The sequence below is a fragment of the Actinocrinis puniceicyclus genome, assembly GCF_018283645.1.
Taxonomy (GTDB): Bacteria; Actinomycetota; Actinomycetes; order Streptomycetales; family Catenulisporaceae; genus Actinocrinis; species Actinocrinis puniceicyclus.
In genome coordinates this window covers 1-25,303 of sequence record NZ_JAGSXH010000086.1, presented here as the reverse complement: position 1 = coordinate 25,303, position 25,303 = coordinate 1, and the positions used below count along the sequence as shown (strand labels likewise).

22 protein-coding genes and 1 pseudogene are annotated in these 25,303 nt (G+C 72.8%); 12 read left to right on the top strand and 11 right to left on the bottom strand.

Going from position 1 to position 25,303, the window contains the following annotated elements; translation table 11 throughout:
- Positions 1-661: pseudogene (locus tag KGA66_RS20810) on the bottom strand (hypothetical protein); the annotation flags it as partial.
- Between the two features lie 110 nt (positions 662-771).
- On the opposite strand from KGA66_RS20810, the gene KGA66_RS20805 reads away from it, so the two are divergent.
- Together KGA66_RS20805 and KGA66_RS20800 are read left to right on the top strand one after the other, a co-directional pair.
- Positions 772-1,842, top strand: a complete 1,071-nt coding sequence (locus tag KGA66_RS20805) for a lysylphosphatidylglycerol synthase transmembrane domain-containing protein (protein ID WP_211469855.1) — start codon at positions 772-774, stop codon at positions 1,840-1,842.
- Between the two features lie 103 nt (positions 1,843-1,945).
- The gene (locus KGA66_RS20800; RefSeq protein WP_211469854.1) at positions 1,946-2,863 is read left to right on the top strand and encodes a 2OG-Fe(II) oxygenase; all 918 of its coding nucleotides are present in this window, start codon (positions 1,946-1,948) and stop codon (positions 2,861-2,863) included.
- A 113-nt stretch (positions 2,864-2,976) separates the two neighbouring features.
- On the opposite strand, the gene KGA66_RS20795 is transcribed toward KGA66_RS20800, so the two are convergent.
- Positions 2,977-3,309 carry a hypothetical protein gene (locus tag KGA66_RS20795; protein ID WP_211469853.1) on the bottom strand — a complete coding sequence of 111 codons (333 nt, stop codon included), beginning with the start codon at positions 3,307-3,309 and terminating at the stop codon, positions 2,977-2,979.
- Positions 3,310-3,432: 123 nt separating this feature from the next.
- On the opposite strand from KGA66_RS20795, the gene KGA66_RS20790 reads away from it, so the two are divergent.
- Positions 3,433-3,633 (top strand): hypothetical protein, encoded by a 201-nt coding sequence (locus tag KGA66_RS20790; protein ID WP_211469852.1) that lies wholly within the window; start codon positions 3,433-3,435, stop codon positions 3,631-3,633.
- A 411-nt stretch (positions 3,634-4,044) separates the two neighbouring features.
- Here the strand turns inward: KGA66_RS20790 and KGA66_RS20785 are convergent, their stop codons facing one another.
- A complete protein-coding gene (locus KGA66_RS20785; RefSeq protein WP_211469851.1) occupies positions 4,045-4,533 on the bottom strand; it encodes a hypothetical protein in 489 nt (162 codons plus the stop codon).
- A gap of 191 nt (positions 4,534-4,724) precedes the next feature.
- Positions 4,725-5,699, bottom strand: a complete 975-nt coding sequence (locus tag KGA66_RS20780) for an ABC transporter substrate-binding protein (RefSeq protein ID WP_211469850.1) — start codon at positions 5,697-5,699, stop codon at positions 4,725-4,727.
- Positions 5,700-6,024: 325 nt separating this feature from the next.
- Here KGA66_RS20780 and KGA66_RS31780 point away from each other — a divergent pair, with 325 nt between their 5' ends.
- The 4 genes from KGA66_RS31780 to KGA66_RS20760 are packed head-to-tail and all read left to right on the top strand — an operon-like array spanning position 6,025 to position 9,869.
- A complete protein-coding gene (locus KGA66_RS31780; RefSeq protein WP_211469849.1) occupies positions 6,025-8,391 on the top strand; it encodes an ATP-binding protein in 2,367 nt (788 codons plus the stop codon).
- A gap of 56 nt (positions 8,392-8,447) precedes the next feature.
- Positions 8,448-8,846: a roadblock/LC7 domain-containing protein gene (locus KGA66_RS20770; protein WP_211469858.1), complete on the top strand. Its 399-nt coding sequence runs from the start codon at positions 8,448-8,450 to the stop codon at positions 8,844-8,846.
- A complete protein-coding gene (locus KGA66_RS20765) occupies positions 8,843-9,283 on the top strand; it encodes a DUF742 domain-containing protein (RefSeq protein WP_312887013.1) in 441 nt (146 codons plus the stop codon). Before KGA66_RS20770 ends, KGA66_RS20765 begins: the two co-directional genes overlap by 4 nt.
- A complete protein-coding gene (locus KGA66_RS20760) occupies positions 9,234-9,869 on the top strand; it encodes a GTP-binding protein (protein ID WP_438822067.1) in 636 nt (211 codons plus the stop codon). Before KGA66_RS20765 ends, KGA66_RS20760 begins: the two co-directional genes overlap by 50 nt.
- A 162-nt stretch (positions 9,870-10,031) precedes the next feature.
- Here KGA66_RS20760 and KGA66_RS20755 read toward each other — a convergent pair whose 3' ends face one another.
- Genes KGA66_RS20755 through KGA66_RS20745 form a run of 3 tightly spaced genes read right to left on the bottom strand, consistent with a single transcriptional unit; the run spans position 10,032 to position 12,654 of the window.
- The gene (locus KGA66_RS20755; RefSeq protein ID WP_211469848.1) at positions 10,032-10,709 is read right to left on the bottom strand and encodes an ABC transporter permease; all 678 of its coding nucleotides are present in this window, start codon (positions 10,707-10,709) and stop codon (positions 10,032-10,034) included.
- Positions 10,706-11,365: an ABC transporter permease gene (locus KGA66_RS20750; protein WP_211469847.1), complete on the bottom strand. Its 660-nt coding sequence runs from the start codon at positions 11,363-11,365 to the stop codon at positions 10,706-10,708. The genes KGA66_RS20755 and KGA66_RS20750 overlap by 4 nt, the downstream gene beginning before the upstream one ends.
- Entirely contained in the window at positions 11,362-12,654 is a 1,293-nt protein-coding gene (locus KGA66_RS20745) for an ABC transporter ATP-binding protein (RefSeq protein ID WP_211469846.1), read from the bottom strand. Before KGA66_RS20745 ends, KGA66_RS20750 begins: the two co-directional genes overlap by 4 nt.
- Before the next feature lie 163 nt (positions 12,655-12,817).
- Between KGA66_RS20745 and KGA66_RS20740 the strand changes: the two genes are divergently transcribed.
- Together KGA66_RS20740 and KGA66_RS20735 are read left to right on the top strand one after the other, a co-directional pair.
- On the top strand, positions 12,818-14,353 hold the full coding sequence (locus KGA66_RS20740) for a S53 family peptidase (protein ID WP_312887011.1): 1,536 nt from the start codon (positions 12,818-12,820) through the stop codon (positions 14,351-14,353).
- 24 nt (positions 14,354-14,377) lie between these two features.
- Positions 14,378-15,292, top strand: a complete 915-nt coding sequence (locus tag KGA66_RS20735) for a ribonuclease Z (protein ID WP_211469844.1) — start codon at positions 14,378-14,380, stop codon at positions 15,290-15,292.
- Positions 15,293-15,309: 17 nt separating this feature from the next.
- On the opposite strand, the gene KGA66_RS20730 is transcribed toward KGA66_RS20735, so the two are convergent.
- Entirely contained in the window at positions 15,310-16,404 is a 1,095-nt protein-coding gene (locus KGA66_RS20730; protein ID WP_211469843.1) for a hypothetical protein, read from the bottom strand.
- Between the two features lie 312 nt (positions 16,405-16,716).
- On the opposite strand from KGA66_RS20730, the gene KGA66_RS20725 reads away from it, so the two are divergent.
- Both KGA66_RS20725 and KGA66_RS20720 read left to right on the top strand, forming a co-directional pair.
- Entirely contained in the window at positions 16,717-19,716 is a 3,000-nt protein-coding gene (locus KGA66_RS20725) for a LysM peptidoglycan-binding domain-containing protein (RefSeq protein WP_211469842.1), read from the top strand.
- On the top strand, positions 19,709-20,731 hold the full coding sequence (locus KGA66_RS20720) for a hypothetical protein (RefSeq protein ID WP_211469841.1): 1,023 nt from the start codon (positions 19,709-19,711) through the stop codon (positions 20,729-20,731). The genes KGA66_RS20725 and KGA66_RS20720 overlap by 8 nt, the downstream gene beginning before the upstream one ends.
- A gap of 274 nt (positions 20,732-21,005) precedes the next feature.
- Here the strand turns inward: KGA66_RS20720 and pip are convergent, their stop codons facing one another.
- The 3 genes from pip to KGA66_RS20705 form a co-directional block, all read right to left on the bottom strand.
- The gene (gene pip, locus KGA66_RS20715; RefSeq protein ID WP_211469840.1) at positions 21,006-21,974 is read right to left on the bottom strand and encodes a prolyl aminopeptidase; all 969 of its coding nucleotides are present in this window, start codon (positions 21,972-21,974) and stop codon (positions 21,006-21,008) included.
- Positions 21,975-22,080: 106 nt separating this feature from the next.
- The gene (locus tag KGA66_RS30365; protein ID WP_312887010.1) at positions 22,081-22,395 is read right to left on the bottom strand and encodes a type II toxin-antitoxin system antitoxin; all 315 of its coding nucleotides are present in this window, start codon (positions 22,393-22,395) and stop codon (positions 22,081-22,083) included.
- Positions 22,396-22,407: 12 nt separating this feature from the next.
- Positions 22,408-23,325, bottom strand: coding sequence for an SPFH domain-containing protein (locus KGA66_RS20705; protein ID WP_312887009.1), 918 nt, complete (start codon positions 23,323-23,325; stop codon positions 22,408-22,410).
- Positions 23,326-23,567: 242 nt separating this feature from the next.
- Between KGA66_RS20705 and KGA66_RS20700 the strand changes: the two genes are divergently transcribed.
- A complete protein-coding gene (locus tag KGA66_RS20700; protein WP_211469839.1) occupies positions 23,568-25,259 on the top strand; it encodes a glycoside hydrolase family 13 protein in 1,692 nt (563 codons plus the stop codon).
- Positions 25,260-25,303: the final 44 nt, after the last annotated feature.

The following is a 25,303-nucleotide window of genomic DNA, read 5'->3' as shown; positions in this document are numbered from 1 at the left end:
GATCGGCGTGCGGCGATACAGCCGCCGGGCCAGCCGCACGTCGAAGTGGCCGAGGTAGCCGACGAGCACCAGGTCCGGGCGCGGCTGGCGGCGCGCGGTGAGCACGAGCCGGGACCAGCGCCGTGCGCGCCGCGTCGAACCAGGCGCGCGGGGCCCCGACCGCGACGACGACAGCCCGCTCCCGGTGCTCGACCGGCAGTGTACTGAGATGCTCCTCGGTGTCCACGACGACCACGTCCGCCGAGCGCAGCGCCCCCGCGTCGATCGCGCGCAGCAGGACCTGTTTGATCCCCCCGGACAACTGCCGGTCGCGGGCGGTGTCGGCGGCGCCGATGAGATGGTCGAGCACGATCGGCGTGCGGCGATACAGCCGCCGGGCCAGCCGCACGTCGAAGTGGCCGAGGTAGCCGACGAGCACCAGGTCCGGGCGCGGCTGGCGGCGCGCGGTGAGCACGAGCCGGGACCAGCGCCGTGCGAGCGTGGCCAACAGCGCCGGCACCCGCCACGGCTGCGCGAGGATGGCGACCCGGGCGGCCGTGTCCAGGCCGAGCGGCGCGTTGCACTCCTGCACCTCGTGGCCGTGGGCGCGCAGTCCGTCGGCGATGATGCCGGCCCTGGGGTGCGCCTTGGCGTCGTAAGTACCGAAGAGCGTCACTCGCATGGGAACAGACAATAGTGCGGGCGCCGCATCGGCCGCGCTCAGGCGAGCTCAGGCGGCGCCGCCGGGCGCGGATTTCACGCGGGCGCCGCCGAGCCCCGTAAGCTCGGGCTGTGGAAGACCGGGCGATCACCGCGAGCGAGTCGATCGAAACCGCCGAACATCGCGGCGCCGAACACCGTGCCGGCTCTCCCGCCGAGGGCCGCCGGTCGCTCGCGGGACGGGCGACGGCGCTGCTCGGCAGCAACGCCGTGCGCGTCGGATTCGTGCTCGTCGCCGTCGGGCTGGGCTTTTTCGCGGTGGCCGGGCAGTGGTCGCAGGTGCGCGCGGCATTCGCGGACCTGGGTCCGGGGTCCATCGCGGGAGCGCTGGCCATGGTGCTGCTCGCCCTGTTCGTCTCGATGCTGGTGTGGCGCTCGCTGATGGCTGCCGCGGGCTCGCCCGTGCCGCTGGCCGCGGCGGCCCGGATCTTCTTCGTCGGACAGATCGGCAAGTACGTGCCCGGTGCGGTCTGGCCGGTGCTGGCGCAGATGGAGCTGGGACGGGCGCGGCTGATCCCGCGTCAGCGCTCGGCCACGGTCGCCGTGGTGAAGATACTGGTGGACCTGTCCGCCGGGTTGCTGGTGTCGGCGGTCGCGCTCGTGGCGGGCCTGACCAGTTCCGGGACCGCCGGCTACCGCTGGGCGTTCCTCGGCATCCCGGTCGTCCTGGTCTGCCTGCATCCCCGAGTGCTCAACCCGGTGATCGACCGGCTGTTGCGCCTGGTGCGCCGCCCGGCGCAGGAACCGCCGCTGACGGGTCGCGCGATCGTGGTGGCGATGCTGTGGGCGCTGTTGTCCTGGGTGTTGTTCGGGCTGAGCGTCTGGCTGCTCGCGGTGCGTCTGGGCGCGCCGCAGGGGCGCGCCTTCCTGCTGTCGGCCGGCGGTTTCGCCTTCGCATGGTGCATCGGCTTCCTGGTCGTGTTCGCCCCGGCCGGCGCGGGCGTGCGGGAAGTGGTGCTGGTTGCGGCGCTCTCGCCGGTGCTCGGCGTGGGCAAGGCCACCGCGGTGGCGCTGCTCTCCCGTCTGCTGACCACCGTGGCCGACCTTCTCTCGGTCGGATTCGTCGCGCTGTTCGGCCGGGTGCGGCCGGGCCGCGGCCCGGCGCCGGCGCCGCCACCGCAGGACCCCGGACGAGCCGGATGAGCCCGAGGTCCGGGGCCGGGCGGCCTGGTACGGTTAGCATCCGCGCAAGCGTTCATATCTTGCGGGAATCAGACGAAAATCTTTCAGTGGAGGGCCCGTGGTGATGGGCACGAATTCATCCGCGCAGCGTGCCGAGCCGGCGACGATTTTCAACTTCACCAAGTTCCGCAAAGAGGTGGAGGCCGCGGCGCCGGGTTACAACACCGCCGAACCCTTCCCGCACGCCGTCTTCCGGGACATGCTCAGCGTCGATCCCTCCGTGATGGAAGCGTTCCCCGATCCCGACTGGCCGTCCTGGACCGCGCTGGGCGACACCTACCAGTTCCGCAAGTTCAGCTGCTCGAACATCGAGGTGATCCCCGATCCGTTCCGCCGGCTGATCAGGGAGCTGAGCGATCCGACGGTGCTGCGCCTGCTCGAAGCGCTCACCGGGATCAAGAAGCTGATCCCGGACCCGTACCTCAAGGGCGGGGGGCTGCACATGAGCGGTCCCGGCGGCGTCCTCGCGCCGCACACCGACTTCCACCTCTACGAGCCGCTCGCGCTCTACCGCCGTATCAACGTGCTGGTCTACCTGAACGACGAGTGGGACGAGTCCTACGGCGGCTGCCTGGAACTGGGGGATCCGAGCAAGCCCTCCAAGACGCTCGTGCCGAGCTGGGGCAGCATGTTGGTGTTCACCACCGACAACCGCTCGATCCACGGCTTCCCCAAGCCCATCGCCGAGGGCCGCTGGCGCAAGTCGATCGCGCTCTACTACTACACCTCCGAGGACACCAAGGAGTTCGCCGGGGACTCGACCACCGCGTGGCGGACCCACGGCGAGCAGCGCGGGATGGCCCGCAACGCGCGCCTTGGTCTTTACCGCGGCCTGAACCAGACCTCGAAGGCGTTCTCGCTCGCGGCGCACCTGGTCAACCCGAACCAGGGCGCCGAGTGGTGGCGGATGCGCAAGGAGCGGCTGGCGAAGGAGAACGCCCTCCACGACCACTACCACGACCACGACCACTACCACGACTGATCACGGGTCGGCGGGCGCCGACCGGTGAATCCCGCGGCCGAGTCCGCGACGCGCGGCGCCCGACGGGCCGCGCTCGACGGCACACCGTCCGCCGTCGAGCGCGGCCCGCACGGTCAGCAGGCGAGTACTTCCGCCTCCACCAGGCGCCGCAGCTGCTCGCGCCGCCGCTCCAGATCCTTGAGCTGCGCGGCCCACGCGGCGTAGGCGCGCCGGCGCCAGCGGCGCGGCCGGGCGGACAGCCACTCGTCCACGGCCACCTGCCAGCACACCTCCTCGACGGCGGCGCGCAGCAGGGCCGCTGACTCGACCACCATCGCGGCCGGGACGCGGGCGCCGGTCGAGGCGAAGCGCAGGTTCCATGCCGCGCGCCGCACACCGCGCGCCGCGGACCGGCGGCCGCCGCGCCGCCGCGGGCCGGGGACCGCCTCGTGCCCTTCCGGGTCCATGTTCGCCTCCTGACGCCGGGTGGCTCCCGCGGAAGAGGGGAGTCCCCCACCTTCACGGCGGCCGCGCCGCGCGGGTTCACCGCCCGTATAGTGCCGCGGCGCACGCGGCGACGCTCGTCGAGCGTGGCAACGGCGCTCACAGCCCGCGCCGCGGCGCCCGGTACGGCCACCGCCGCGCGGCTCGCGGACCGCTTCGCCCCGGACGCCGCAGCGGGCCGCTACCACCACCGGATCGGGGCCGATCGCGACTGCCAGGCCGCGCGACGCTCGGCCGCCGCGGGTGAGCCCGGGCGAGGCATCGCCCGCCTGACAGCCCGGCCGTAAGGACGCGAACTCAACCCCGGTATCGTGTGCGGGCATGCCGCGCGCTGATCAACGCGGCGCCGACGGCGGGCCGGACATCCCGGCGGCCCCGCGGTCGGATTCTCGGTCCGCCACGGACCCCGCCGCCAAGGACGATCCGCGCAACGTGGGCCGTGCGGACGCTGCGCCCATGGGCAGTTCGCATGTCAAGCACGTCCTCGTGGGTTGGATGACACACGGCACTTGATCGAGCACCGACCGGCGCCTCCCCGCTTGTGGCAGAGACCGGATAAGCCTGTCCGCTCGACCGGGGTGCGCGCAATCCCCTCTACCGCGGAAGGTTCCGCTCGCGGCAGACGCCTGTCAGCGCCTTTGGCCGGCCGCCGCCGCGCGGGCGGCGGCGGAGCTGCTCGCCGGCGGCGCCGGTCGCCGTTACAAATGCATCGTGAGACAGGCGGTCTGGTTCAGCGTGGTGTCGGTGAAGCACATGTTGTCGCCGTTCGCCAGCCAGACCCCGCCGCCGGAGGCCCAGCTGACCGTCATGTAGTGGTTGACCGGGTGGCCCCAGATGGTGATCACGCCCTCGGTGTCCCAGAGCTTGCCCCAGTCGGTGTCCGGGCCGTCCGTCTCGCCGCTGGCCGACTGCATGTTCAGGCTGTTACCGACGACGGTGATGCAGACGTGCGCACCGTTCCAGTAGTTGTACGTGTGGCAGCCGGTTCCGGTGAACGGCCGCACCACCTGCGGCTGCGCCCCCGCCGCGCCCCGAGCGGCGACGGCGCCCTTCGCCGTGTTGGCCGCGCCCGCACCCGTGCTCGCCGCCGCCGCACCCGTCGACCCGACGAGTGCGCACAGCACCGCCGCCAGCAGCAGGAACGCCCCCCGGCCGCCGAGATGGTGCCGCCGTCGCGCAGTGCTCACTTCAGTCCCGCCCCGCATCATGCTTCCCTTCGCCACCTTGTGTAAAGCTCTGCTGTCCGCCCAGCTGGGCGGACAGCAGAGCCGCTGCACGTGTAAGGGTACGTGGGAGCCTGCGGGGTTACCAGAGTCGGGGGCCGCGGCGGCCGGTTCCCGCCACCGTCACAGGAGCCTGATGATCAGGGCTCGACCGGTCAGACCAGCCCCTGCTCCTTCAGCCATGCGGTCGCCACCGTCGCAGGATCCTGCTTCTGTACCTGGGTCTTGATGTCCAGGGCGAGCAGGGTCTTGCTGTCGAGCTTGGCGTCCACCGCGTTGAGCGCGGCGACCCCGGCCGGGTTCAGCGCCGTCTTGTTCACCAGCGGCAGCACGTTCTGCACGCCGAAGATGTTCTTCGGGTCGGACAGGGTCACCAGGCCGTTCTGGGTGATCGTCGGGTCGGTGGTGAACAGGTCGCCGGCGTCCACCGCGTTCTGCGCCAGCGCCGTCTCGGTCAGGGTGCCGCCCGCGTCCAGCGACTTGAAGCTGATCTGCGAGGGCTTCAGCCCGTACGCCTGCTCCAGGCCGACGATGCCCTGGTAGCGGGTCTGGAACTCGGCCGCCGCGCCGATGGAGACCTGGCCGCCCTTGAGCGCCGCGACGAAGTCCGTGATCGAGGAGCCGTCCTTCATGCCGTACTTCGACGCCGCCTGCTTGCTCAGCGTGAGGGTGTCGTTGTCCTGGGCCGACGAGGGCTGCAGGACCTCCAGGTTCGGCGCCAGTTCCTGCGCGATCGCGGCGTCCACCTGCTCGGTGGACTGCTGCGGGGTGTTCTTCTTCGACAGGCTGTCCAGGTACGCCAGCAGCGCGCCGTTGTACTCGGGCTTGAGCGTGATCGAGCCGCTCTTGAGCAGCCCGTAGGTCACCTCGCGGCTGGCGATGTTCAGCTTGTAGCTGACCTTGTATCCCTTGGCGGCAAGGGCCTGCCCGTAGATGTCGGCCAGCAGCACGCTCTCCAGGAAGTTGTCCGAGCCGACCACGATCGAGCCGGTGGGGCCGCCGCCGCCCCCGGTCAGCGGGTTCGAGGAGGTGTTGCCTGAGCCGCTGCTGCCGCAGCCGGCCATGAACGCACCGGTCAGAACGGCAGCGGCGGCGGTGGCGGTGACCCGCCGCGAAATCCAGGAATGCACGCTGGCTCCTAGGTCGGAGTTATTCCACACGGCGGCCCCGTGACCCCGCGCGGAAAGCTGATTTTGTGCCCGCCTGCAATCCAACCCAGCCGATCGACGGCCCGTCAACCGATGTGCGATCACCGAAAGGTATCGCTTCGGGGTTCTCGCCCTGGTCCGTCTCGCCCGGTTCGGCCGCAGTGTAACCACCGGCCTGTGACCGGATGGCGACAAAGGGGCACTCCATTCGATACTGTGCTGCCCGGTCCGGATCTGAAGTCTGATCATCAGTGTCGTGGCCGCTATTTGCACCCGAATGGCCCAGGCACCCGGGGAGGCAGGCACAGTGGCTGTGCGCAGTGGGCAGGAACCGGGACGCTCGGCGCCGGGGCGCACGTCGGGTCGGCGTCTCGACAACATCCCGTTCCGGCGCAAGCTCGACGCGTTGGTAGCCCTGCCCGCCGTCGCGATCGTCGCGCTGCTCTCCCATCTCGTGATCGTGCAGGTCGCCACCGCGCGGTCGTGGGAGAAGGCGGCCTCGTACATGAGCACCACCGAACAGGTCAGTGTCTTGATCGACGACCTGGGCGTCGAGCAGGACGACGCGCTCGGGGTGATCGGAAGCATCCAGCTGGTCGACCTGGCCTCGTTCAACCACGCCGTGCAGGTCACCGACAACCAGCGGCTCACCGTGCTGGCCGCCTACGGCCAGAACCCGCCGACCGCGATGAGGGCCGCGCTCAACGAGATCAACGCCCTGAGCCTGGAGCGCGACGGGGTGCGCGACGGCAGCATCAACGGCACGATCCTGCTGCAGGGCTACACCGGCGCCATGCAGGACCTGAAGAACGCGATGGGCCTGGCCGAGCAGGCGTCGAACGGCAACCCGGCCGCGGTCCCCGAGGCCGAGCTCGACATCCTCTTCCAGGCGGACCTCGCCGCCAGCGAGCGGGAGGCCGCGCTCGCCGAGATCGCGGACGACCCGGCCGAGGCCCCGACCCAGTACCCGCTGGCCGAGGAGTTCGACGGCGTCGCCACGGAGTCCGCCCAGCGGCTCGAGCAGTTCGTCCCGCCCGGCGACTTCGCGCTGTTCGACCAGACCCAGAAGAACCCGCAGCAGGGCGTGCTCGCCCAGTTCGAGGCCGCCACCGCCAGTGCGTTCATCTCCGGCGACAAGCAGGCCACCGGCGAGCTGACCGGCTACGCGCGCCAGGTCACCGACGCGGCGCTCGCCCAGGGCCAGGCCCGCACGGTGATGGAGGCGACCATCACCAAGCAGGTCGTCCAGCGCGCCGCGCACAGCGCCTCGGCGGCCGCCTGGACCGCGATCGGCCTCGTGGTGCTCGCGATCGTGCTGCTCGTCGCCCTGATCGTTTTCAGCGTGCTGATCCGGCACTCGATCGCCCGCCCGGTACTGCGGCTGACCCGCGCGGCCACGCGCATCGCCACCGTGGCCGAGCAGGACCTGCAGCGGGTCGCCGACGACGATCCGCAGCACGAGGGCGAGGCCGCCGATCTGGAGCACGTCTCCGTCTCCACCCGCGACGAGATCGGCGACCTGGCCGAGTCGTTCAACCGGCTGCAGGAGACCGCGGTGCGGGTCCTCGAACGGCAGGTGCTGGTGCGGCGCAACACCGCCGAGATGTTCGGCAACGTCGGCCGACGCATCTACAACCTCACCGGCCGCCAGCTCGCGCTGATCGACGCGATGGAGCGAAGCGAGACCGACCCGGTGCTGCTGGAGCGGCTCTACCGGATCGACCACCTCGCGGTGCGCCTGCAGCGCGGCGCGGACAGCCTGATGCTGCTTTCGGGGGAGCGCGAGGCCGCGCTGGACGCCACCCCGATGCGGCTGACCGACGTGGTGCGCTCCGCGATCGGCCGGATCGAGGGCTACCAGCGGGTGGTCCTCGGCGCGGACGGGGATTCGATGGTCACCCCGGCCGCGATCGGCGATCTGACGCTCATGGTCGCCGAGCTGGTGGAGAACGCCGTGGCCTTCTCCCCGACGTCGAGCACCGTCGACGTGGCCGTGCGCAGCGCCTCGCGCGGCGCGGTCGTGGAGATCGTCGACCACGGCGTGGGGATGACGACGCAGCGTCTGATGCACGAGAATGAGCTGCTGGTCCGGCGCGAGCGGCTGGACCTGGCACCCACCAAGGTGCTCGGCCTGTTCGTGGTCGGGCGGCTGGCCCAGCGCACCGGCGCGACGGTCACGCTCGCCCAGACCGCGGGAGGCGGGCTGACCGCCCGGATCACCGTCCCCGACGAGTTGCTGCTCGGTTCGGTGGAGCTGGCGCAGCGCGCGGCGGGCGGCTCGGCCGCCCCCGCACCGCGCACCGTGCCCACCCCGCCGATGCCGGAACCGCGCCGGGAGCAGACCTCCGAGGCGTCGCCCGCGCTGTCCCAGCGCGTGAACGGCCGGGAACGCGAGGGCTCGATGGCGCAGCGGCCGCCCACGCTGCCGCGCCGCGTGCGCGGCGCCCGCGCCGCGCAGCCGGACTCCGGCGGCGGCCGGCAGGGTGTCTCGCTGGCCCCGGCGGCGCAGCTCGACGCGGAGGCGGCGCGCGCGGCCATCGAAGAGTTCGAAGCGGGCGTGGACCAGGCGCTGCGCGACAGCGCGCGGGGCCTGACCGTCCCGCCACCCGGCGAGGCGGGCGCCTATCCGCCGCCGCCCGGGGACATCGACGAGGAGAAGGGAGAGAGGCTGTGACCGCCTCCACCACAGACGCCGACGGCCTTCGCGCCGCTGCGGCCGATTTCACCTGGATGGTCAGCCGCTTCGCCGCGGAGACCGCGGGAGTGGTCGACGCGATAGCCGTCTCCTCGGACGGGCTGCTCATAGCCGTCTCCCGGCCCGGGGACCAGGCCGACTCCGAGCGGCTCGCCGCGATCGTGTCCGGCATCACCAGCCTGGCGGCGGGGGCCGCGGGCAACTACGGACTCGGTGCGCTCAACAAGGTGATCATCGACATGGCCGGCGGGCACCTGCTGGTCTCCTCGATCGGCAGCGGCTCGGTGCTCGGCGTGGTGGCCTCCAAGGACGCCAAGCTCGGCAACGTGGCCTACGAGATGACGCTGTTCGCCAACCGGGTCGGCGCGATCCTCAGCCCGGCGCTGATCGTCGAGTTGAAGAACACCGTCGGAGCTTCCGGAGCGACGGGGTGAGCAGGCAGGGCGGACGGTCGGATCCGGCGGGCCGCCGCGGCGGCGAGCCTGCCGGGGAGACGCACGGCGCCGAGCGCGCCCCGGCCGTCCGGCCGTTCATGGTCACCGACGGACGGGTCGCCGCAGAGGCGGGCCTGCCCGTGGAGACCCAGGTCGTGGCGACGGCCGAGGGCCTGGGCCAGCTGGGCGCCCTGGCGTTCGAGCGGCGTGCCATCGTGGAGATCTGCGGCACCCCGCTGTCCCTGGCGGAGGTCGCCGTGAAGCTGCGACTTCATTTGAACGTGGTCCGGGTGCTCGCGGGGGACCTCCGGGCCGGCCGGCTGCTGGCGGTGCACGTGCCGCGCTCCGGAACCTCCTCAGACATCGACGTACTTCGAAGGGTTATCGATGGGCTCCGCGCCATCCCCACTTCCGTCGGCTCACGGGACGCCGACTGAGACAGTGTCAGCACAGGTGGGGTCGGCCGTCCGGCCGCCGCTGCCGGTCAAGATGGTCGTCGCGGGCGGCTTCGGCGTCGGCAAGACCACCGCTGTGGCCGCGGTGTCCGAGATCGAGCCGCTGACCACCGAGGCGTCGATCACCGAGGTCGCGGCGGGTATCGACGACGTGTCGCTGACCCCGAACAAGACCACCACGACGGTCGCCATGGACTTCGGCTGCCTCACGCTCGATCCCACGCTCAAGCTCTACCTGTTCGGCACCCCGGGGCAGGACCGCTTCGGCTTCATGTGGGACGACGTGACCGAGGGCGCTCTCGGCGCGCTGGTCGTGGTGGACAGCCGGCGCCTGGACGACTGCTTTCCCGCCGTGGACTACTTCGAGCGCAAGGGCATGCCCTTCGCCGTCGCGGTCAACACCTTCGACGGTGATCTCACCCACCCGCTCGACGCGGTGCGCGAGGCACTGGACGTCGCCGAGGAGGTGCCGGTGCTGTGCTTCGACGCGCGAGACTCCGGCTCGGTGCGCGACTCGCTCGTGATCGTGCTCGAACACGCGCTGGCCCGGGCTGTCGCAGCGGCCTGACACGAGGGGAGGCCGCGGGCGGGCGGGACCGGAAACGGCCCGCCGAGCGGCCTGCCGTCTACGGATCCGCCTGCGACGGAGCCTGTTCCACCCGGCCTGTTCCATCCAGCCTGTCGCTCGCGGCCTGCCCCACCGAGCTTCGGCGGACCGCTCTGCGGGCTGCTATCCGCGGTTGCCGGCGCGCAGACCGGGGGAGACCAGCAGCCGGTTGAGCACCGCGAACAGCACCAGCGTGAGCACCGAGAGGACCACGACCAGGAAGCCGCCGCCCACGACCTCGTAGTACCGGTATTCGGAAAGGCCGTCCACGACGTACCTGCCCAGCCCGCCGAACGGGATCACCGCGGCGATCGTCATGGTCGAGACCACCTGCACCGCCGCGGTTCGCAGGCCGCTGAGAATCAGAGGCAGCGCGGAGGGGATCTCGGCGCGCAGGAGGACCTGCCACGGCCGCATACCCATGCCGCGCGCCGCGTCGACGACCGAGCGCTCCACCGCTCGCAGGCCCTCGTGCGTGGTCAGCAGGATCGGCGGGACGGCCAGCGCCACGAGCGGGATCAGTACGGCGTAGAAGTTGAACACGCCGATCTTGACCGCGAGCAGCACGATCAGACCCAGGCTGGGCATGGCCCGCCCGACCGCGGCGAGCGCCGCGATCGGCCCGTCTCCGCGCCCGAAGTGCCCCGTCAGCAGCGCCAGCGGCAGCCCGATCGCCGCCGCGCACAGAAACGCGATCAGCGAGTACCAGCAGTGCTCCGCGATCCGCTGCCAGATGCCGTCGTACCCGTGCTGGAACTGCGGGTCGGCGAAGAACTGGCGGATGTAGTCGACCAGGCTCATGGTTGCGCGCTCCTGCGGTCCGCCCACGGGGTCATCAGGCGCTGCCCGAGCCGCAGCAGCAGGTCGCACAGCAGGGCCAGCACCACCAGGCTGAACAGCCCGAGCCAGACCAGCTGCAGGTTGAACGCCTTGAGCCCCACGGTGAACAGCTGGCCGAGGCCGCCGAGGTTGCCGATCACCGCGCCGATGCTCATCAGGCTGATGCTGGAGATCGTGGCCGCCCGCACCGCCGCCATGATGGTCGGGGCCGCGATCGGCAGCTCCACCTGCAAGTAGCGGCGCGCGCGGCCGTAGCCCATGGCGTCGGCGGCGATCAGCACCTCCCGCGGCACCGTGCGCACACCGTCGACCACGCCCGGAACCAGGATGCAGAGGCTGTAGATGGCGAGCGGGATGAAGATCGTGGTGTCGGTCAGCCCCGTGTAGTCGATGAGCAGTACGAACAACGCCAGCGACGGGATCGAGTACGCCACCGTCACCAGGCCGAGGACGGGCGGGTACAGCCGCCGCCAGCGGGCGCACGCCTGCCCGACCGGCAGCGACAGCAGCAGGCCGGCCGCGGTCGCGCCCAGCGAGACCTTCAACTGCTCGCCGACCAGTCCCAGGTAGGAGTGCTGAACGTAACTGGGCAGGTCGAAGACGCTCGCGGCGATCATCCGGCCCGCTCCGCGGGCTGCTTGCCGCTCTTCGCGGCCACGTCGCCCGCGCCGGCCTGAGCCTCCGCCTCGTCGGCCCTCGCCTCGTCGGCCTTCGCCTCGTCGGCCTTCGCCTCGTCGGCCTTCGCCTCGTCCGCCTTCGCCTCGTCCGCCTTCGCCCCGTCCGCCCGCTCGGCGCGGGCCTGGGTGTGCGCCGCCCGGATCGCCGCGCCGATCGACTCCTGGCTGATCACTCCGAGCGTCCGGCCCTCGCCGTCCACGCCCACCGCCCAGCCCGTGGCGGAGAGCACCGCGGAGTCCAGGGCGGCGCGCAGCGAGTCGGTGCCGCGCACGAAGGCGTGGCCGAACCCGATCAGCCGCGCGGCGCCCACCGGGCCGCGGTCCGGCAGCGCGGCCGGGTTCGCCCAACCGAGCGGCCTGCGCTCGCCGTCCACGACCAGCAGCCACGGCGTCCCGGCGGCCAGCGCCGCGTCCCGCACGGACGGCGCGGGGGTGTCGGACGCGACCACCGGCCCCTCCAGCAGGCTCAGCCCGTCGCTCGGGTAGAAGGTCAGCCGCCGGATGCCCCGGTCACGGCCGAGGAACTGCTCCACGAACTCGTCCGCGGGTTCGGACAGCAGCCGGTCCGGGGAGTCGAACTGCGCGAGCACGCCGCCCTCACGCAGCACCGCGATCTTGTCGCCGAGCTTGATCGCCTCGTCGATGTCGTGCGTGACGAACAGGATGGTCTTGGCGAACTCCGCCTGGATGCGCAGGAACTCCTCCTGCAGGCCCTTGCGCACGATCGGGTCCACCGCGGAGAACGGCTCGTCCATCAGCAGCACCGGCGGGTCCGCGGCCAGCGCCCTGGCCACGCCGACCCGCTGCTGCTGGCCGCCGGAGAGCTGATGCGGGTACCGCTTGGCCAGCGCGGGGTCCAGGCCCACCAGCTCCATCAGCTCGTGCGCCCGCGCCCGCGCGACGCGCCGCTCGGCGCCGAGAAGCCGGGGGACCGTGGCGATGTTGTCGACGATGGTGCGATGCGGGAAGAGCCCGGCGTGCTGGATGACGTAGCCGATCGACCGGCGCAGTTCCGCCGCGGGCCGGGCCCTGACGTCCGTCCCGTCGATCGCGATCCGGCCCTCGGTCGGTTCGATCAGCCGGTTGACCATGCGCAGCGAAGTGGTCTTGCCGCAGCCGGACGGGCCGACCAGCACCGTGATCGCCCCGTCGGGAGCGGTGAAGCTCAGCTCGTTCACCGCGACGGTGCCGTCCGGATACCTTTTCGTCACCCGCTCGAAGGATATCAAGGTACTCCCTAACCAGGGCGGCCTGCGAAGCCTCAATAGTTGTCGGGCGCTCCCGACGCTGTCAACCTGCGATAAAACCGCCACGAGCGCGACAGTGCGGCGATACTCCGTTCGGAGTGCCACGCCCGCAAATTCTCGCCAACTGACGGGGCGTGGGATATCAATGTGCAGTATGGAACTCGCCGCCTCGCACCGCCGGCCGTTGCCGCACTCCGCGGTCCTGGGATCCGTTGATCCACACGAGCGCATCCAGGTGAGCGTATACCTGAGGCGTCGGCAAAACCTGCCCGCGGACGTCTCCGCCGGCGCCCGGCGGCTGACCCGGGACGAGCTGCGCACCCGGTACGGCGCCCATCCCGACGACATCGAACACGTGCGGGAAACGCTGGCCCGTCACGGGATCGACCTCGTGGAAGCGGACGCGGGAGCCCGCCGCATCGTGGTGACGGGCACCGTGTCAGCGTTCGCCGAGGCATTCGGCACGTCCCTCTCCCTGGTGCGCACACCCCATCCGCAGTCCCCGGATGGAGTAGTGCACCGCTATCGCACCGGGCCGCTGAATCTGCCCGACGCTCTGACCGGCGTGGTCACGGCGGTCCTCGGTATCGACAACCGACCGCAGGCCCGCGCGTATTTCCGGTACGCCGCGTCCGCCGCCGCGGCGACCGCCTACACGCCACTGCAGGTCGGCGCCGCGTACGGCTTCCCGGAGCAGACCGACGGCGCGGGAGAGACCCTGGCGATCATCGAACTGGGCGGCGGGTACGCGCAAAGCGACCTGGACGCCTACTTCGGCGCCCTGGGTCTGGCGACCCCGGCGGTCACGGCGGTGCCCGTCGACGGCGGGTCGAACAGCCCGGCCGGGGATCCGAACAGCGCCGACGGCGAAGTACTGCTCGACATCGAGGTCGCCGGGGCGCTGGCCCCGGCGGCCGCGCAACTCGTCTACTTCGCGCCGAACACCGATCAGGGCTTCGTCGACGCGGTGACCGCCGCCGCGCACGCCACCCCCGCGCCGGCCGCGATCTCGATCAGCTGGGGCGGGCCGGAGGACTCGTGGACCGCGCAGGCCCGCGACGCCCTGGACCAGGCCTGCGCCGACGCGGTCGCGCTGGGGGTCACCGTACTGGCGGCCTCCGGGGACAGCGGATCCAGCGACAACGCGCCCGACGGCGCGGCGCACTGCGACTTCCCGGCCTCCAGCCCGCACGTGCTCGGCTGCGGCGGTACCCGGCTGCTGCTGGACGGTTCGGGCGCAATCGCCCGCGAGATCGTGTGGAACGACGGCAGTGGCGGCGGCGCGACCGGCGGCGGCGTGTCCACCTCGTACCCGATGCCGAGTTGGCAGACGGGCGCCGGAGTGCCCGCGCACGGGCGCGGTGTGCCGGACGTGGCCGGCAACGCCGACCCGCAGACGGGCTACCAGATCTACGTGGACGGGCAGTCCGGTGTCGTCGGCGGCACGAGCGCGGTGGCCCCGCTGTGGGCCGCGCTGGTGTGCCGGCTGGCCCAGCGCGCGGGAAGGCCGCTGGGCCTGCTCCAGTCCACCCTGTACGCGAACGCGGCGCCCGGGGTCGCGCAGCCCGGCCTGCGGGACGTGACCGAGGGCGACAACGGCGCCTACCGGGCCGGGCCAGGCTGGGATCCGTGCACCGGTCTCGGCACCCCGGACGGCGCCGCGCTCGGCGCCATGTTCTGAGACGCTCGGCATTAGTCTTCGAATATGCGTGAACTGGTGGTGTTGGGCACCGCGAGCCAGGTGCCGACGCGGGCCCGCAACCACAACGGCTACTTCCTGCGCTGGGACGAGCAGGGCTTCCTGTTCGATCCGGGCGAGGGGACCCAGCGCCAGATGACGCTCGCGGGCGTGTCGGTCCACGACGTCACCCGCATCTGCGTGACCCACTTCCACGGGGACCACTGCTTCGGCCTGCCCGGCGTGCTCTCCCGGATGGCCCTCGACGGGGTCGAGCACGCGGTGCACTGCCACTACCCGGCCGGCGGCCGCGACTCCTTCGCCCGGCTGCGCTGGCTGTGGCCGGACTACGCGGACAAGGTGCTGCGGGAGGAACCGGCCGAGGGCGAGCGCACCGACCTGGCCGAAGAGGACTTCGGCAGGCTGACGGCGGTGCGTCTCGACCACGGCATCGAAGCGTACGGCTACCGGTTGACCGAGCCGGACGTGCGCCGCATCCGTCCCGACCGCCTCGCCGCCGCCGGAATCAGCGGACCGGCGGTCGGTGAGCTGCAACGCCGGGGCGTGCTGCGGCTGGGGGACCGGACGGTCACCCTTGAGGATGTCAGCGTCCTGCGTTCTGGCCAGACGGCGGCCTTCGTCATGGACACGCGGCTGTGCGACGGCGTCTACGAGCTGGCGCAGCGCGCGGACCTGCTCATCATCGAGTCCACCTTCCTGGCCGCCGACGCCGCGCTCGCCGCCGAGTTCGGGCATCTGACCGCCGGTCAGGCCGCGCAGGTGGCGGCGCGCTGCAGCGTGCGCTCGCTCGTGCTCACCCACTTCTCGCGCCGCTACCAGGACCCCTTGGAGTTCTACCGCGAGGCACGCGAGCACTACGACGGCGAGCTGGTCGTCGCGCAGGACCTGATGCGCGTGCCCGTGCCCAAGCGGGTCGGCTGACGCTCACCGCCGCCGGGCTACCCGCGCAGACCCACGGCCAGCGGCAGGGTGTAGGCGAAGGCCAGGTGGTGGCGCCGGTCGCAGAACTCGATGAAGCCCTCTCGTTCCTCGGCGGCGGCGTGCGCCGCGGCGCGCGCGAGCTCGACCTCCTGCGCGTCGTGCCCGGAGACCGTCACGTATCCCGCGATCGCGGGCCCGCGGTCGCCCGGCGGCCCGCACACGCCGACGACGAGCGAGGCCGCTCCGCTCACCCCCGGCGGCAGGAAAGCGGCGCAGGACGCCGCGTCGACCCCGCCCACGGCGCGCGGCCAGCGCTTCACCCAGCCGGTCGCGTGCCACCAGGTGGCCGGCTGCCGCGCCGGGCCGACCGGTCCGCTGATCGCGACGCTGCGCGGCGCGGTCGCGTCCACCTCGGCGGGCTGCCACGGGTTCTCGCCGTGCCGCGGCCCGAGCATGCCGCGGCCGGGCAGTATGAGCGACCCGAGCAGCGAGACGACGGCGGAGCGGTCCAACGGCACCAGCGGCCCGAGCCGCGCGCCGGCCGCGCCGGTCGTGCCCAGCCGCCCGAAGACCTCCGCCATCGCCTGCGCGGCCACCGTGGTCAGGCCGCGCTCACCCTGCGCGAACCGGGCCGCCTGGTTCACCAGTTCGGGAGTGTAGGCCAGGGCGGCGATCGCGTAGGCCCGGGTGCGTCCCGCCGGACCCGGTACCTGGCAGAGCAACTGAAGCCGCGTCAGCGGCACCGGACCCGACGGGCCGCCGGCCAGGACCTCGCCGAGCCGGGCGCCCAGGTCGCCGGACTCGGGGCCGCGCAGCACCCCGGGGGAGATCTCCGCGACGGCCAGGACCGCGCCCGCTCCGCCGTGCAGGAACAGCGCCGGATCGCGCGAGCCGGTGGGCGCGGGCAGCCAGTGCAGGCCGCGGATGCCGAACGGCTCGGGCCGGCGCGCGGTCCACTTGGGCAGGTGCCGCAGATGCGAGCGGGTGCGCCGCTGCCGGATCCACAGGCCGAGCGAACCGGGACCGCCGGACGGCGCGGCAGCGGCGGGAGGCCGGCCGGCGACGGCCGTCAAGCCGGGCGCGGACTGCCGCGCCGCTGGCTGTCTCGCCACTGTGCCGCCTCCCATTCCGGCGCGGATACCCGCCGGATTCGCACCCTGTCCTCGCGGTGCTCGGTCCCGAGTTTGTGGCGCCACGTGCGCAGTGTCGCACAGCCACCGGCAGCGGCGCAGTCGACCTGCCGCGCGTCACGCTCGGCTGACGTCTTGTCTGCCCAGCGTAGCGCTGGTAGCTTGCGGATCGGTGCTCTGCGATGGTCGCTGACCGGCCGTCAGGGCACCGCAGAGGCCGTGTTCTAAGGGGGCACGCGACGCGGGCCGGCCCGTCGCCGGGTACCCCCGTCGTACAGGGGGAGGACGATGCGTGTGCCGGACCGATCGGGACGGTCCGAACGCTCTGCCGCCGTCGCGCTGACGGCCTGGCTGCTGCTTGCCCTTCTGGTGGTCGGCGCGCCGCTCGGCCTGGCGTATTTCATCGGCTGGCCGCTGAGCGCGGTGAGCCTCCCGCACGGCCTCCCGCGCGACCCGTGGACGACGCACACGCTGCTTCGTTGGATCTATCTGCTCGTCTGGTCGCTGTGGGCGCAGTTCACCGCCTGCGTGGTCGTGGAAATCCGCGCCGCGCTGACCGGTACCGAGGTCCCGGTCCGGCTGCCCGGCGCCGCGGCGAGCCGGACGGTGGCGCGCGCGCTGGTCGCGGTCGCGTTGACCGCCTCGGTCGCGGGCGCCACGGCGACCGCCGCCTCCGCGCGTCCCGTGGCGGTCGCGGTCACGCCCAATGGCGTCGGCTACGGCGCGCGCGGGCATGTGCCCTTACATGGCGCGCAACCGGCGCACGCAACACAGACCTCTGTGGTCAACAGCGCCCCTTCCGCTCCATTCGCTTCGATAACCGACAACACGGCGCCCCTTACCGATGCGGGGCCACGCAACGCGAACGGGTACCACGCCGCGAGCGAAACCTTGCGTACGTACGCTGCGGCCGGGGCCCCGTTCAGCATCGCCTCGTCCGCGGAGACGGTCAGCGCGGCGGCGCTGAAGTTCTACGTGGTGGAACCGCCCGGCGGCCGGCGCCACGACTCGCTGTGGGAGATCGCCCAGCGCTATCTCGGCGACGGCCGCAGGTACCGGGAGATCTTCGCGCTCAACGAGGGCCGGCTCCAGCCCGACGGCACGAAGCTGCAACACGCCAGTCTGATCCGGCCGGGCTGGGTACTGGTGCTGCCCGCCGATGCGCAGGGGCCCGGGCTGAGCGAGCAGTTGCCCCCGACCGGCGCGGCGGACCCGCCCGCGCAGAGCGCGCCGGCGCCTCCGGCGGCAGGCCCGGCTCCTGCCGGCCTCTCTGCCCCGACCGCCGCCCCCCACAACGGTTCAGCGGTCAACGGCACAGCCCCGAAGACCTATGCGATGCCCGGCGACCGGAACGCGAACGGCAACGCGGCGTCGGAGGGCCTGCGGCCTGGCGGTTCCGCGCCGGTCAGCGCTATACCGCATCCTGTCGCGTCACGACCCGCGGTGCCCAAGGACGAGCCTGCGGGCCAGCATGCCGACGAAGCGTCCGTCCTGCACTCCATCGCCGACGTGTTGCCGTACGTCGCGCTGATCGGCTCGCCGATCCTGGCCGCCGCGCTGCTGACCGCCCTGACCGCGGCCGCCCGCCGCCGGCGCCGGGAACATCCCGCCGCCTCGATCGTCGCCCCGCCGGATCCGGCCGTGGCCGAGGTGGAGCGCACCATCCGCGCCGCCGCGTCGCACGACACCGCGGACGTCGTGGACCGCTCACTGCGTGCTCTGCGCGCCGGCTGCGAGGCCGCCGGCCGCGTACCGCCGGCCGTGCGCTACGGCCGCGCCGACGCGGACGACATACGCCTGGAACTCGCCGAACCGGACCCCCGGGCCCCCGCGCCCTGGACCGCGCTCGGCGACGGCGCGGTCTGGCGCTATGCGCGCCAGCAGGAACCGGACCCCGAAACTGAGCCGTCACGCCGTCACGCCGTGCCCTACCCGCTGCTGCTGGCGATCGGTTCGCTCGGCGACGAGCAGGTCTTCGTGGACCTGGAATCCTCGTCCGGGCGCTGTACCGCGGTGACCGGGCCACCCCGGCAGCGCCGGGCTGTCCTCGCCGCCGCCGCGGCCAGCCTCGCCTGCGCACCCTGGGCCGACCAGTTGCGGATCGAGACGGTCGGGCTGCCGGCGGAGCTGGCTCTGCTCGCCCCGGAGCGGCTGCGGGTACACCCCGACCTGGCCGGCGCGCTGGCCGCGCTGGAGCAGCAGGCCGCCGCGACGGGTCCGCACCTTGTCAGACTGCTGATCGCCGAGGGGGCCGGCCCGGAGGAGACCGCGCGCCTGCGGGCCCTGACGGCGAGCGCCGACAGCGGCACCGCCGCGCTGGTCGGCACCGACCACCCCTGGCCCGACTTCACCGTGTTCGGCGTCGATCCGGCCGGCCGGCTGCGGATACCCGGCGTGTCCGGCGACCTGACCGCCTCCCGGCTGCCGGACGCGCTGGCCGCCGCGCTCGGCGCCCTCTTCCGCGCGGCGGCCGCGCCGCGTTACGCGCCCGCGTACCGACCCGCCGACGTTCCGCTCGCGGGCGGCGTCGAACTGCTCGACCGGCCGGTCGGCGTGCGGGCGTGCATTCTCGGCCCGGTCGAGCTGACCGGGGTCAGGCCGGCCGACGCGGCCCGCGGTCCGCTGTTCACCGAGGCCCTGATCCTGCTGCTGTTCCACCGGGCCGGGCTGCCCGCGCCCGTGCTCGCCCGCGCCCTGTGGCCGCGCGGCATCACCCCGGCCGCTCGCGACCGAATGCTGCGGGACATGCGCGACTGGCTCGGCGAGGACCATGCCGGGCCCCGGCTGACCGTCGGGCCCGACGGCCTGGTGCGGCTGACCGAGGACGTGCGCGCCGACTGGGACGAGTTCCAGGCCGCCTACGCCGACGCCAGCCGGCTGGGGGACCGGCCGGAGGCGGACGAGGCGCTGGCCCGCGCGCTGGCCCTGGTGCGCGGCGAACTGCTGGCGGACCGGCCGCCCGGGCGCTACTCCTGGCTCGGTTTCGGCACCCAGGAGACGGAGGTGCCCGCGGTGGTCGCCGACGCGGCGCACCGGCTGGCGACCCGGCGGCTGGCCCGGGGGGATGCGGCCGGCGCGCAGTGGGCGGCGCAGCAGGGGCTGCTCGGTGCCCCGGACGACGAGCGCCTGGTGCAGATCAAGATCCGCGGCATCGCCGCGCAGGGCGACCAGGACCGGCTGCACGACGTCATCGCCGATCTGAAGGTGCGCGCCTGGTACCGGTACGGCGAGACGGAGCTGCATCCGAGCACGAACGCGGTCGTATCAGAGCTCTTGGAGGGTCTGCGTGCCTGAGCCGGCGGGCGTACCCGGCGGCGCGGCGGCGGCGCCCCCGGGCGGGGCGCTGATGGTGCCGCCGGATCGCCGTCTCGTGGTGCCCGTGCTCTCCGGTTGCGGTGGCGTCGGGCGCACGACCGTCGCCGCGCTGCTCGCCGCCACGCTGCACCGCCGCACGCTCGCTGCGCCCGGTGACGCGCGCGCAGGCGCCGTGCTCGACTGCGCCGCCCGCGGGAACACCCCGTGGCCGGCGTGGTTGACCGCTCCGGCGCCGTCGGGCACCGGCGTGCTCGCGGGCCACCGTGGCGCGGCCGGCGGCGCGGAACCGGGTGTGGCGCAGCTGACCGAAGCGGCGGCCTCGCATCTCGCCCTCGACGCGCCCACGCCGCTGTGGGTGTACACCGACACCGGTCCCGCGTCACCGTTCTTCCTCGGCGCCCATCCCGGTCCGCGCTGGTGGCTGCCGGTGCTCTCCGGACTGCGCGTGGCCGTGGTGGACGGCGATGCGCTCGAAGGCGCGCGTCTGGCGGCGCAGGCGGTCGGCGGTCCGCTGTCCGCGACCGCGTCCTGGTTCGCCACACCCTTCCTCAACACCGCCGCCGTCTGGGTGACCGACAGCGGCGAGGCGTCCCTGCGGCGCACGATCGACGCCCTCACCTGCATCGCCGAGGTGCGGATCCCGGTGGACCGGGTTGTCGTCGCGGTCGTCGACCGCCGCGGAACGCGCCGCCGCGGCGGCAGCTCGCTCACGGAGAGCTGGTACGAACTGATCGCGCCGCGGGCGGGCGCGCTGGTAGACCTCGGCCATGATCGCGCGCTGGCGGACCAGGGCGGCTGTCCGCCGCTGGACGCCGCGGCGCTCGACCGCCCGCCGCTGGTCGAACTGGCGCGCGCGGTGGCCGCCGCGGCGCGCCTGCCGTGGATCCCCGAAGGCGAGCCGGCGCTGTTCGATCCGGTGGCCGGCGCGCCGGGCCCGGCGGCCGACCTGGCCGAACTGCTGCTGCGCCAGGCAGGGCGCGCCGCTTTCGGCTAGTGTCCCGCGCCGGAAATCCGTCGCATGACTCTGCTCGACCTGGCTGCGCACGTCCGGTCATCCGCATCCCGGCTGGCAAGGCGCCGGAACACCCTCGCGGTGCTCAATCAACGCAGTGGGTCGTCTGTGGGTGTTTCGGCAACGCGGCCAGGCGGGATGCGGGGGCCGATTTTCACGGCGGACTTCCGGCGCGGGACACTAGGAGTGCGCGCGGGCGGGGGCGCCGCGCCGGGCGCCGCCGCGCGAACTGCGGGTCAGACGCCGCCTGCCGGGCTCAGCGTGCCGCGAACCGGTCGGCGGCGAGCTTGAGCGCGTCCTGGAACGCGCCGCTGCCGGTGTGGCCGGAGTCGTCGATGATGAAGAGCTCTGCGTCGGGCCACGCCTTGGCCAGCCGCCATGCGGTGTCGGGCGGGCAGCCCATGTCCATGCGGCCGTGGACGAGCACCCCCGGAATGCCCTTGAGCCGGTGGGCCTCGCGCAGGAGCACCCCCTCCTCCAGCCACGCGGCGTTCGAGAAGTAATGCGCGCACAACCGCACGAACGCGAGTTTCGCGTCGTCGCTCCGGCTGCTGTACTGGCCCGGCCTGCCGTTGACCTCCATGGAGATCACCGCGTCCTCCCACCGCAGCCAGTCGTTCGCGGCCTTGGCGCGCACCCGCGGATCAGGGTTCGCCATCAGCCTGCCGTACGCGGCAAGCAGGTCGCCGTCCCGCTCGGCGGCGGGAACCGCGTCGCGGAAGCGCTCCCACGCGTCCGGGAAGAACCTGCCCGCGCCGCGATACAGCCAGTCGACCTCGGAGCGCCGGGTGGTGGTGACCGAGGGGATGATGATCTCTGATACGCGTTCCGGGTGCCGCTCGGCGTAGGCGAGCACCAGCGTCGAGCCCCACGAGCCGCCGAACAGCAGCCACCGTTCGATGCCGAGGTGCGTGCGCAACTGTTCCATGTCGCGCAGCAGGTGCTCGGTGGTGTTCACGCTCAGGTCGGTCGACGGGTCGCCGGCGTCCGGGGTGCTGCGGCCGCAGCCGCGCTGGTGGAAGAGCACCACCCGGAAGCGGTCCGGGTCCAGGGCGCGCGGGCGCCCCGGCCGCAGCGGCGCGCCCGGACCGCCGTGCACGAGCAGGGCCGGTTTCGCCGCGGGATCACCCCACGCCTCCCAGTACACGAGATTGCCGTCGCCGACGTCGAGCATGCCGCGCTGGTCCGGCTCGTCGGTATTCGTATTCGCAGTGGGCACGGACATGACCGGCAGCCTCCGGTGCGGGCGCGGAAAGGGGAAGTCAGGAATCTTACGCCGCGGGCCGCGGGCCGCGGTCACGGCTTCGCTTCGGCCGCGGGCCGCCGCCGTGTCAGCCCTCGTGCTCATCCTCGCCCTGCGGCTGCGGCTGCGGCCTCGACGCCGCGCTGTCGCTGTCGGCAGCGGCAGCGGCAGCGGGATCGGTATCGGTATCGGTATCGGCGACCTTGTCAGGCTCCTTACGAGGCCGCCCGCGGCGCGGCAGCCCGCCGACGCCCTGCGGCATCCGGCCCGCGCGGCCGAGGCTCTGGCGTAAGAGGAACTCGATCTGCGCGGTCGTGCTGCGCAGTTCGTCCGCGGCCCACCGGGCCAGCGCGTCGTGCACGGCGGGATCGAGCCGCAGCAGGATCTGCTTGCGTTCAGCCACGACAGTCGCGGCTCACTGATACAGCGTGCCGGTGTTCACGACCGGCTGGGTGGGGTGTTCACTGCACAGGACCACCAGCAGATTGCTCACCATGGTCGCCTTGCGCTCCTCGTCGAGCTCGACGATCTCCTGCTCGCTGAGGCTCTCCAGGGCATCGCGCACCATGCCGACCGCGCCCTGCACCAGCCGCTGCCGCGCCGCGACCACGGCGTCGGCCTGCTGGCGCCTCAGCATGACCTGCGCGATCTCCGGCGCGTACGACAGACGGGTGATGCGCGACTCGATCACGGTGATGCCCGCGAGCGCGACCCGCTCGGCGATCTCGGCACACAACCGGGCGGTGATCTCGTCCGCGTGCTCGCGCAGCGACAGCCGGCCCTCCTGTCGCGCGTCGTACGGGTAGCCGGTGGCGATGTGCCGCACCGCCGTCTCGGTCTGGATGCCGACGAAGGCGGTGAAGTCGTCCGCCGCGTAGACCGCCTTGGCGGTGTCCTGCACCTGCCAGACCACCACCGCGGCCATCTCGATCGGGTTGCCGTCCGCGTCGTTGACCTTCAACGTGGCGGTCTCGTGATTGCGCACCCGGGTGGAGATCTTGCGGCGCAGCGTGAACGGGCTCACCCAGCGCAGTCCGGTGGTCCGCACAGTGCCCAGATAACGGCCGAACAGCGAGACGACGCGCGCCTGACCGGGGAAGACGCCGGTCAGACCGGACAGCGCGATGACCGCCGGCACCTCCAGGCACACTCCCGCGGCCGCCGGCCACGGCCGGTGGAACACCGCCTGCAGACTCACGCCGAGCGCGATGGCCAGCAGGCTGCCCGCAAGCGGCCCCCAACCGGGGATCGACCACGCGCGCCGCTCCGCGACGGCGTCCGGCGCGCTCGGAGCCGTGGCGGCCCACGCACCCGGTCCCCCTCCCGCCGGCACGCCCGGCTCTCCCTGCGCACCGACTGACCTATTCGCGGCGGCGACCATGTCCGTCCCCTTCCCCTCGCCTGTTACGAACTCCTGAAATCTATCATAGTGATATCACTTTTTCGTCGGGGATGCGGCTGTTCAATCACGATGCGGCGAGTTGACGCCCGTACTGCGACACACTGAGGCCGAATCCTGGGAACGTGGGTTATCGTCGCCCGGACGTAACGCGCTTGATGGAAGACACAGCAACCATGACCGTGACCGGATCCGACCGCGTCGACTCCCTGGCTCCGGCCCGGCTGACGGCGCCCGCGACCACCCCGCCGGCCCGAGAGGGCTGCTCCTGGTGGCGTGACGCGGTGATCTACCAGATCTACATCCGCTCGTTCGCGGACGGCAACGGCGACGGTGTGGGCGACCTGCTCGGCGTCCGCACCCGGCTGCCGTACCTGCGCGCGCTCGGCGTCGACGCGGTCTGGATCACGCCGTTCTACCCCTCGCCGATGGCTGACGGCGGGTACGACGTGGCCGACTACTGCGCGGTCGACCCGCTGTTCGGCACCCTCGGCGACTTCGACGCACTCGTGGCCGAGGCACACACCCTCGGGCTGCGCGTCATCGTGGACCTGGTGCCGAACCACACCTCGGACCGGCATCAGTGGTTCACCGAGGCCCTCGCCTCGGAACCCGGCTCAGCGGCTCGCGAGCGGTACGTGTTCCGCCCCGGGCGCGGCGAGCGCGGCGAACTGCCGCCCAACGACTGGGAGTCGGTCTTCGGCGGACCGGCCTGGACGCGCGTGGTGGAGCGCGACGGGCAGCCGGGGCAGTGGTACCTGCACCTGTTCGACTCCGCGCAGCCCGACCTGAACTGGCACAACCCGTGGGTGCGCGAGCAGTTCGAGCAGATCCTGGAGTTCTGGCTGGACCGGGGCGTGGACGGATTCCGGATCGACGTCGCGCACGGCATGATCAAGCAGGCGGGGCTGCCGGACGTCGGCTACAGCGACCAGATCGCCATGCTCGGCAGCGCCGTGCTGCCGTACTTCGACCAGGACTCGGTGCACGAGATCCACCGTTCCTGGCGGCGCATCCTGGACGACTACTGCGGGGACCGCATCGCGGTCGCCGAAGCCTGGGCGCCGTCGCTGGAACGCCTGGCCGCGTACGTGCGCCCGGACGAACTGCACCAGGCCTTCAACTTCCACTACCTCAACACCCCGTGGCAGGCCACGGCGCTGCGCAGCGTCATCGACCGGTCGCTGCGCACCGCGGGCCTGGTCGGCGCTCCGTCGACGTGGGTGCTGTCCAACCACGACGTGCAGCGGCACGTGACCCGGTTCGGCGGCGGCGAGGACGGGCAGCGGCGGGCGCGCGCGGCCGCGCTGCTGATGCTGGCTCTGCCGGGCTCGGCGTACGTGTACCAGGGCGAGGAACTGGGGCTGGAGGAAGTGCTCGACCTGCCGGCCGACCTGCTCCAGGACCCGCAGCGCTTCCGCTCCGGGGACGGCGCCGGCGGCCGCGACGGCTGCCGGGTGCCGCTGCCGTGGAACGGGGCGAACCCGCCGTTCCACTTCACCCCGCTCGGCATCGCGGACGGCTGGCTGCCGGCTCCGGCGCACTGGGCCGCCCGCACCGTCGAGGCGCAGTGGCAGGACCCTGACTCGATGCTCGGTCTCTACCGCGCGGCGCTGCGCCTGCGCCGCGAGCACCCGGCACTGGGCGACGGCACCCTCGCGTGGGCGCCCTCGCCGGACGGAACGCTGGTGTTCGGCCGCGAACCCGGCTTCGTGTGCACGGTCAACACCGGCGCCGAGCCGGTCGAGCTGCCTGTTCCAGGCACGCCGCTGCTCGCCAGCGGGCCCTTCGACGTCCCGTCCGGCCGCGCTGTCGCGGTGCTGCCGCCGGACACGACGGTCTGGTGGCTGCGCTCCCCGTCCGACTGAGCACGATCGCGCCGCCGTGCCGGTCCCGCTGTCGTGCTCCCCGC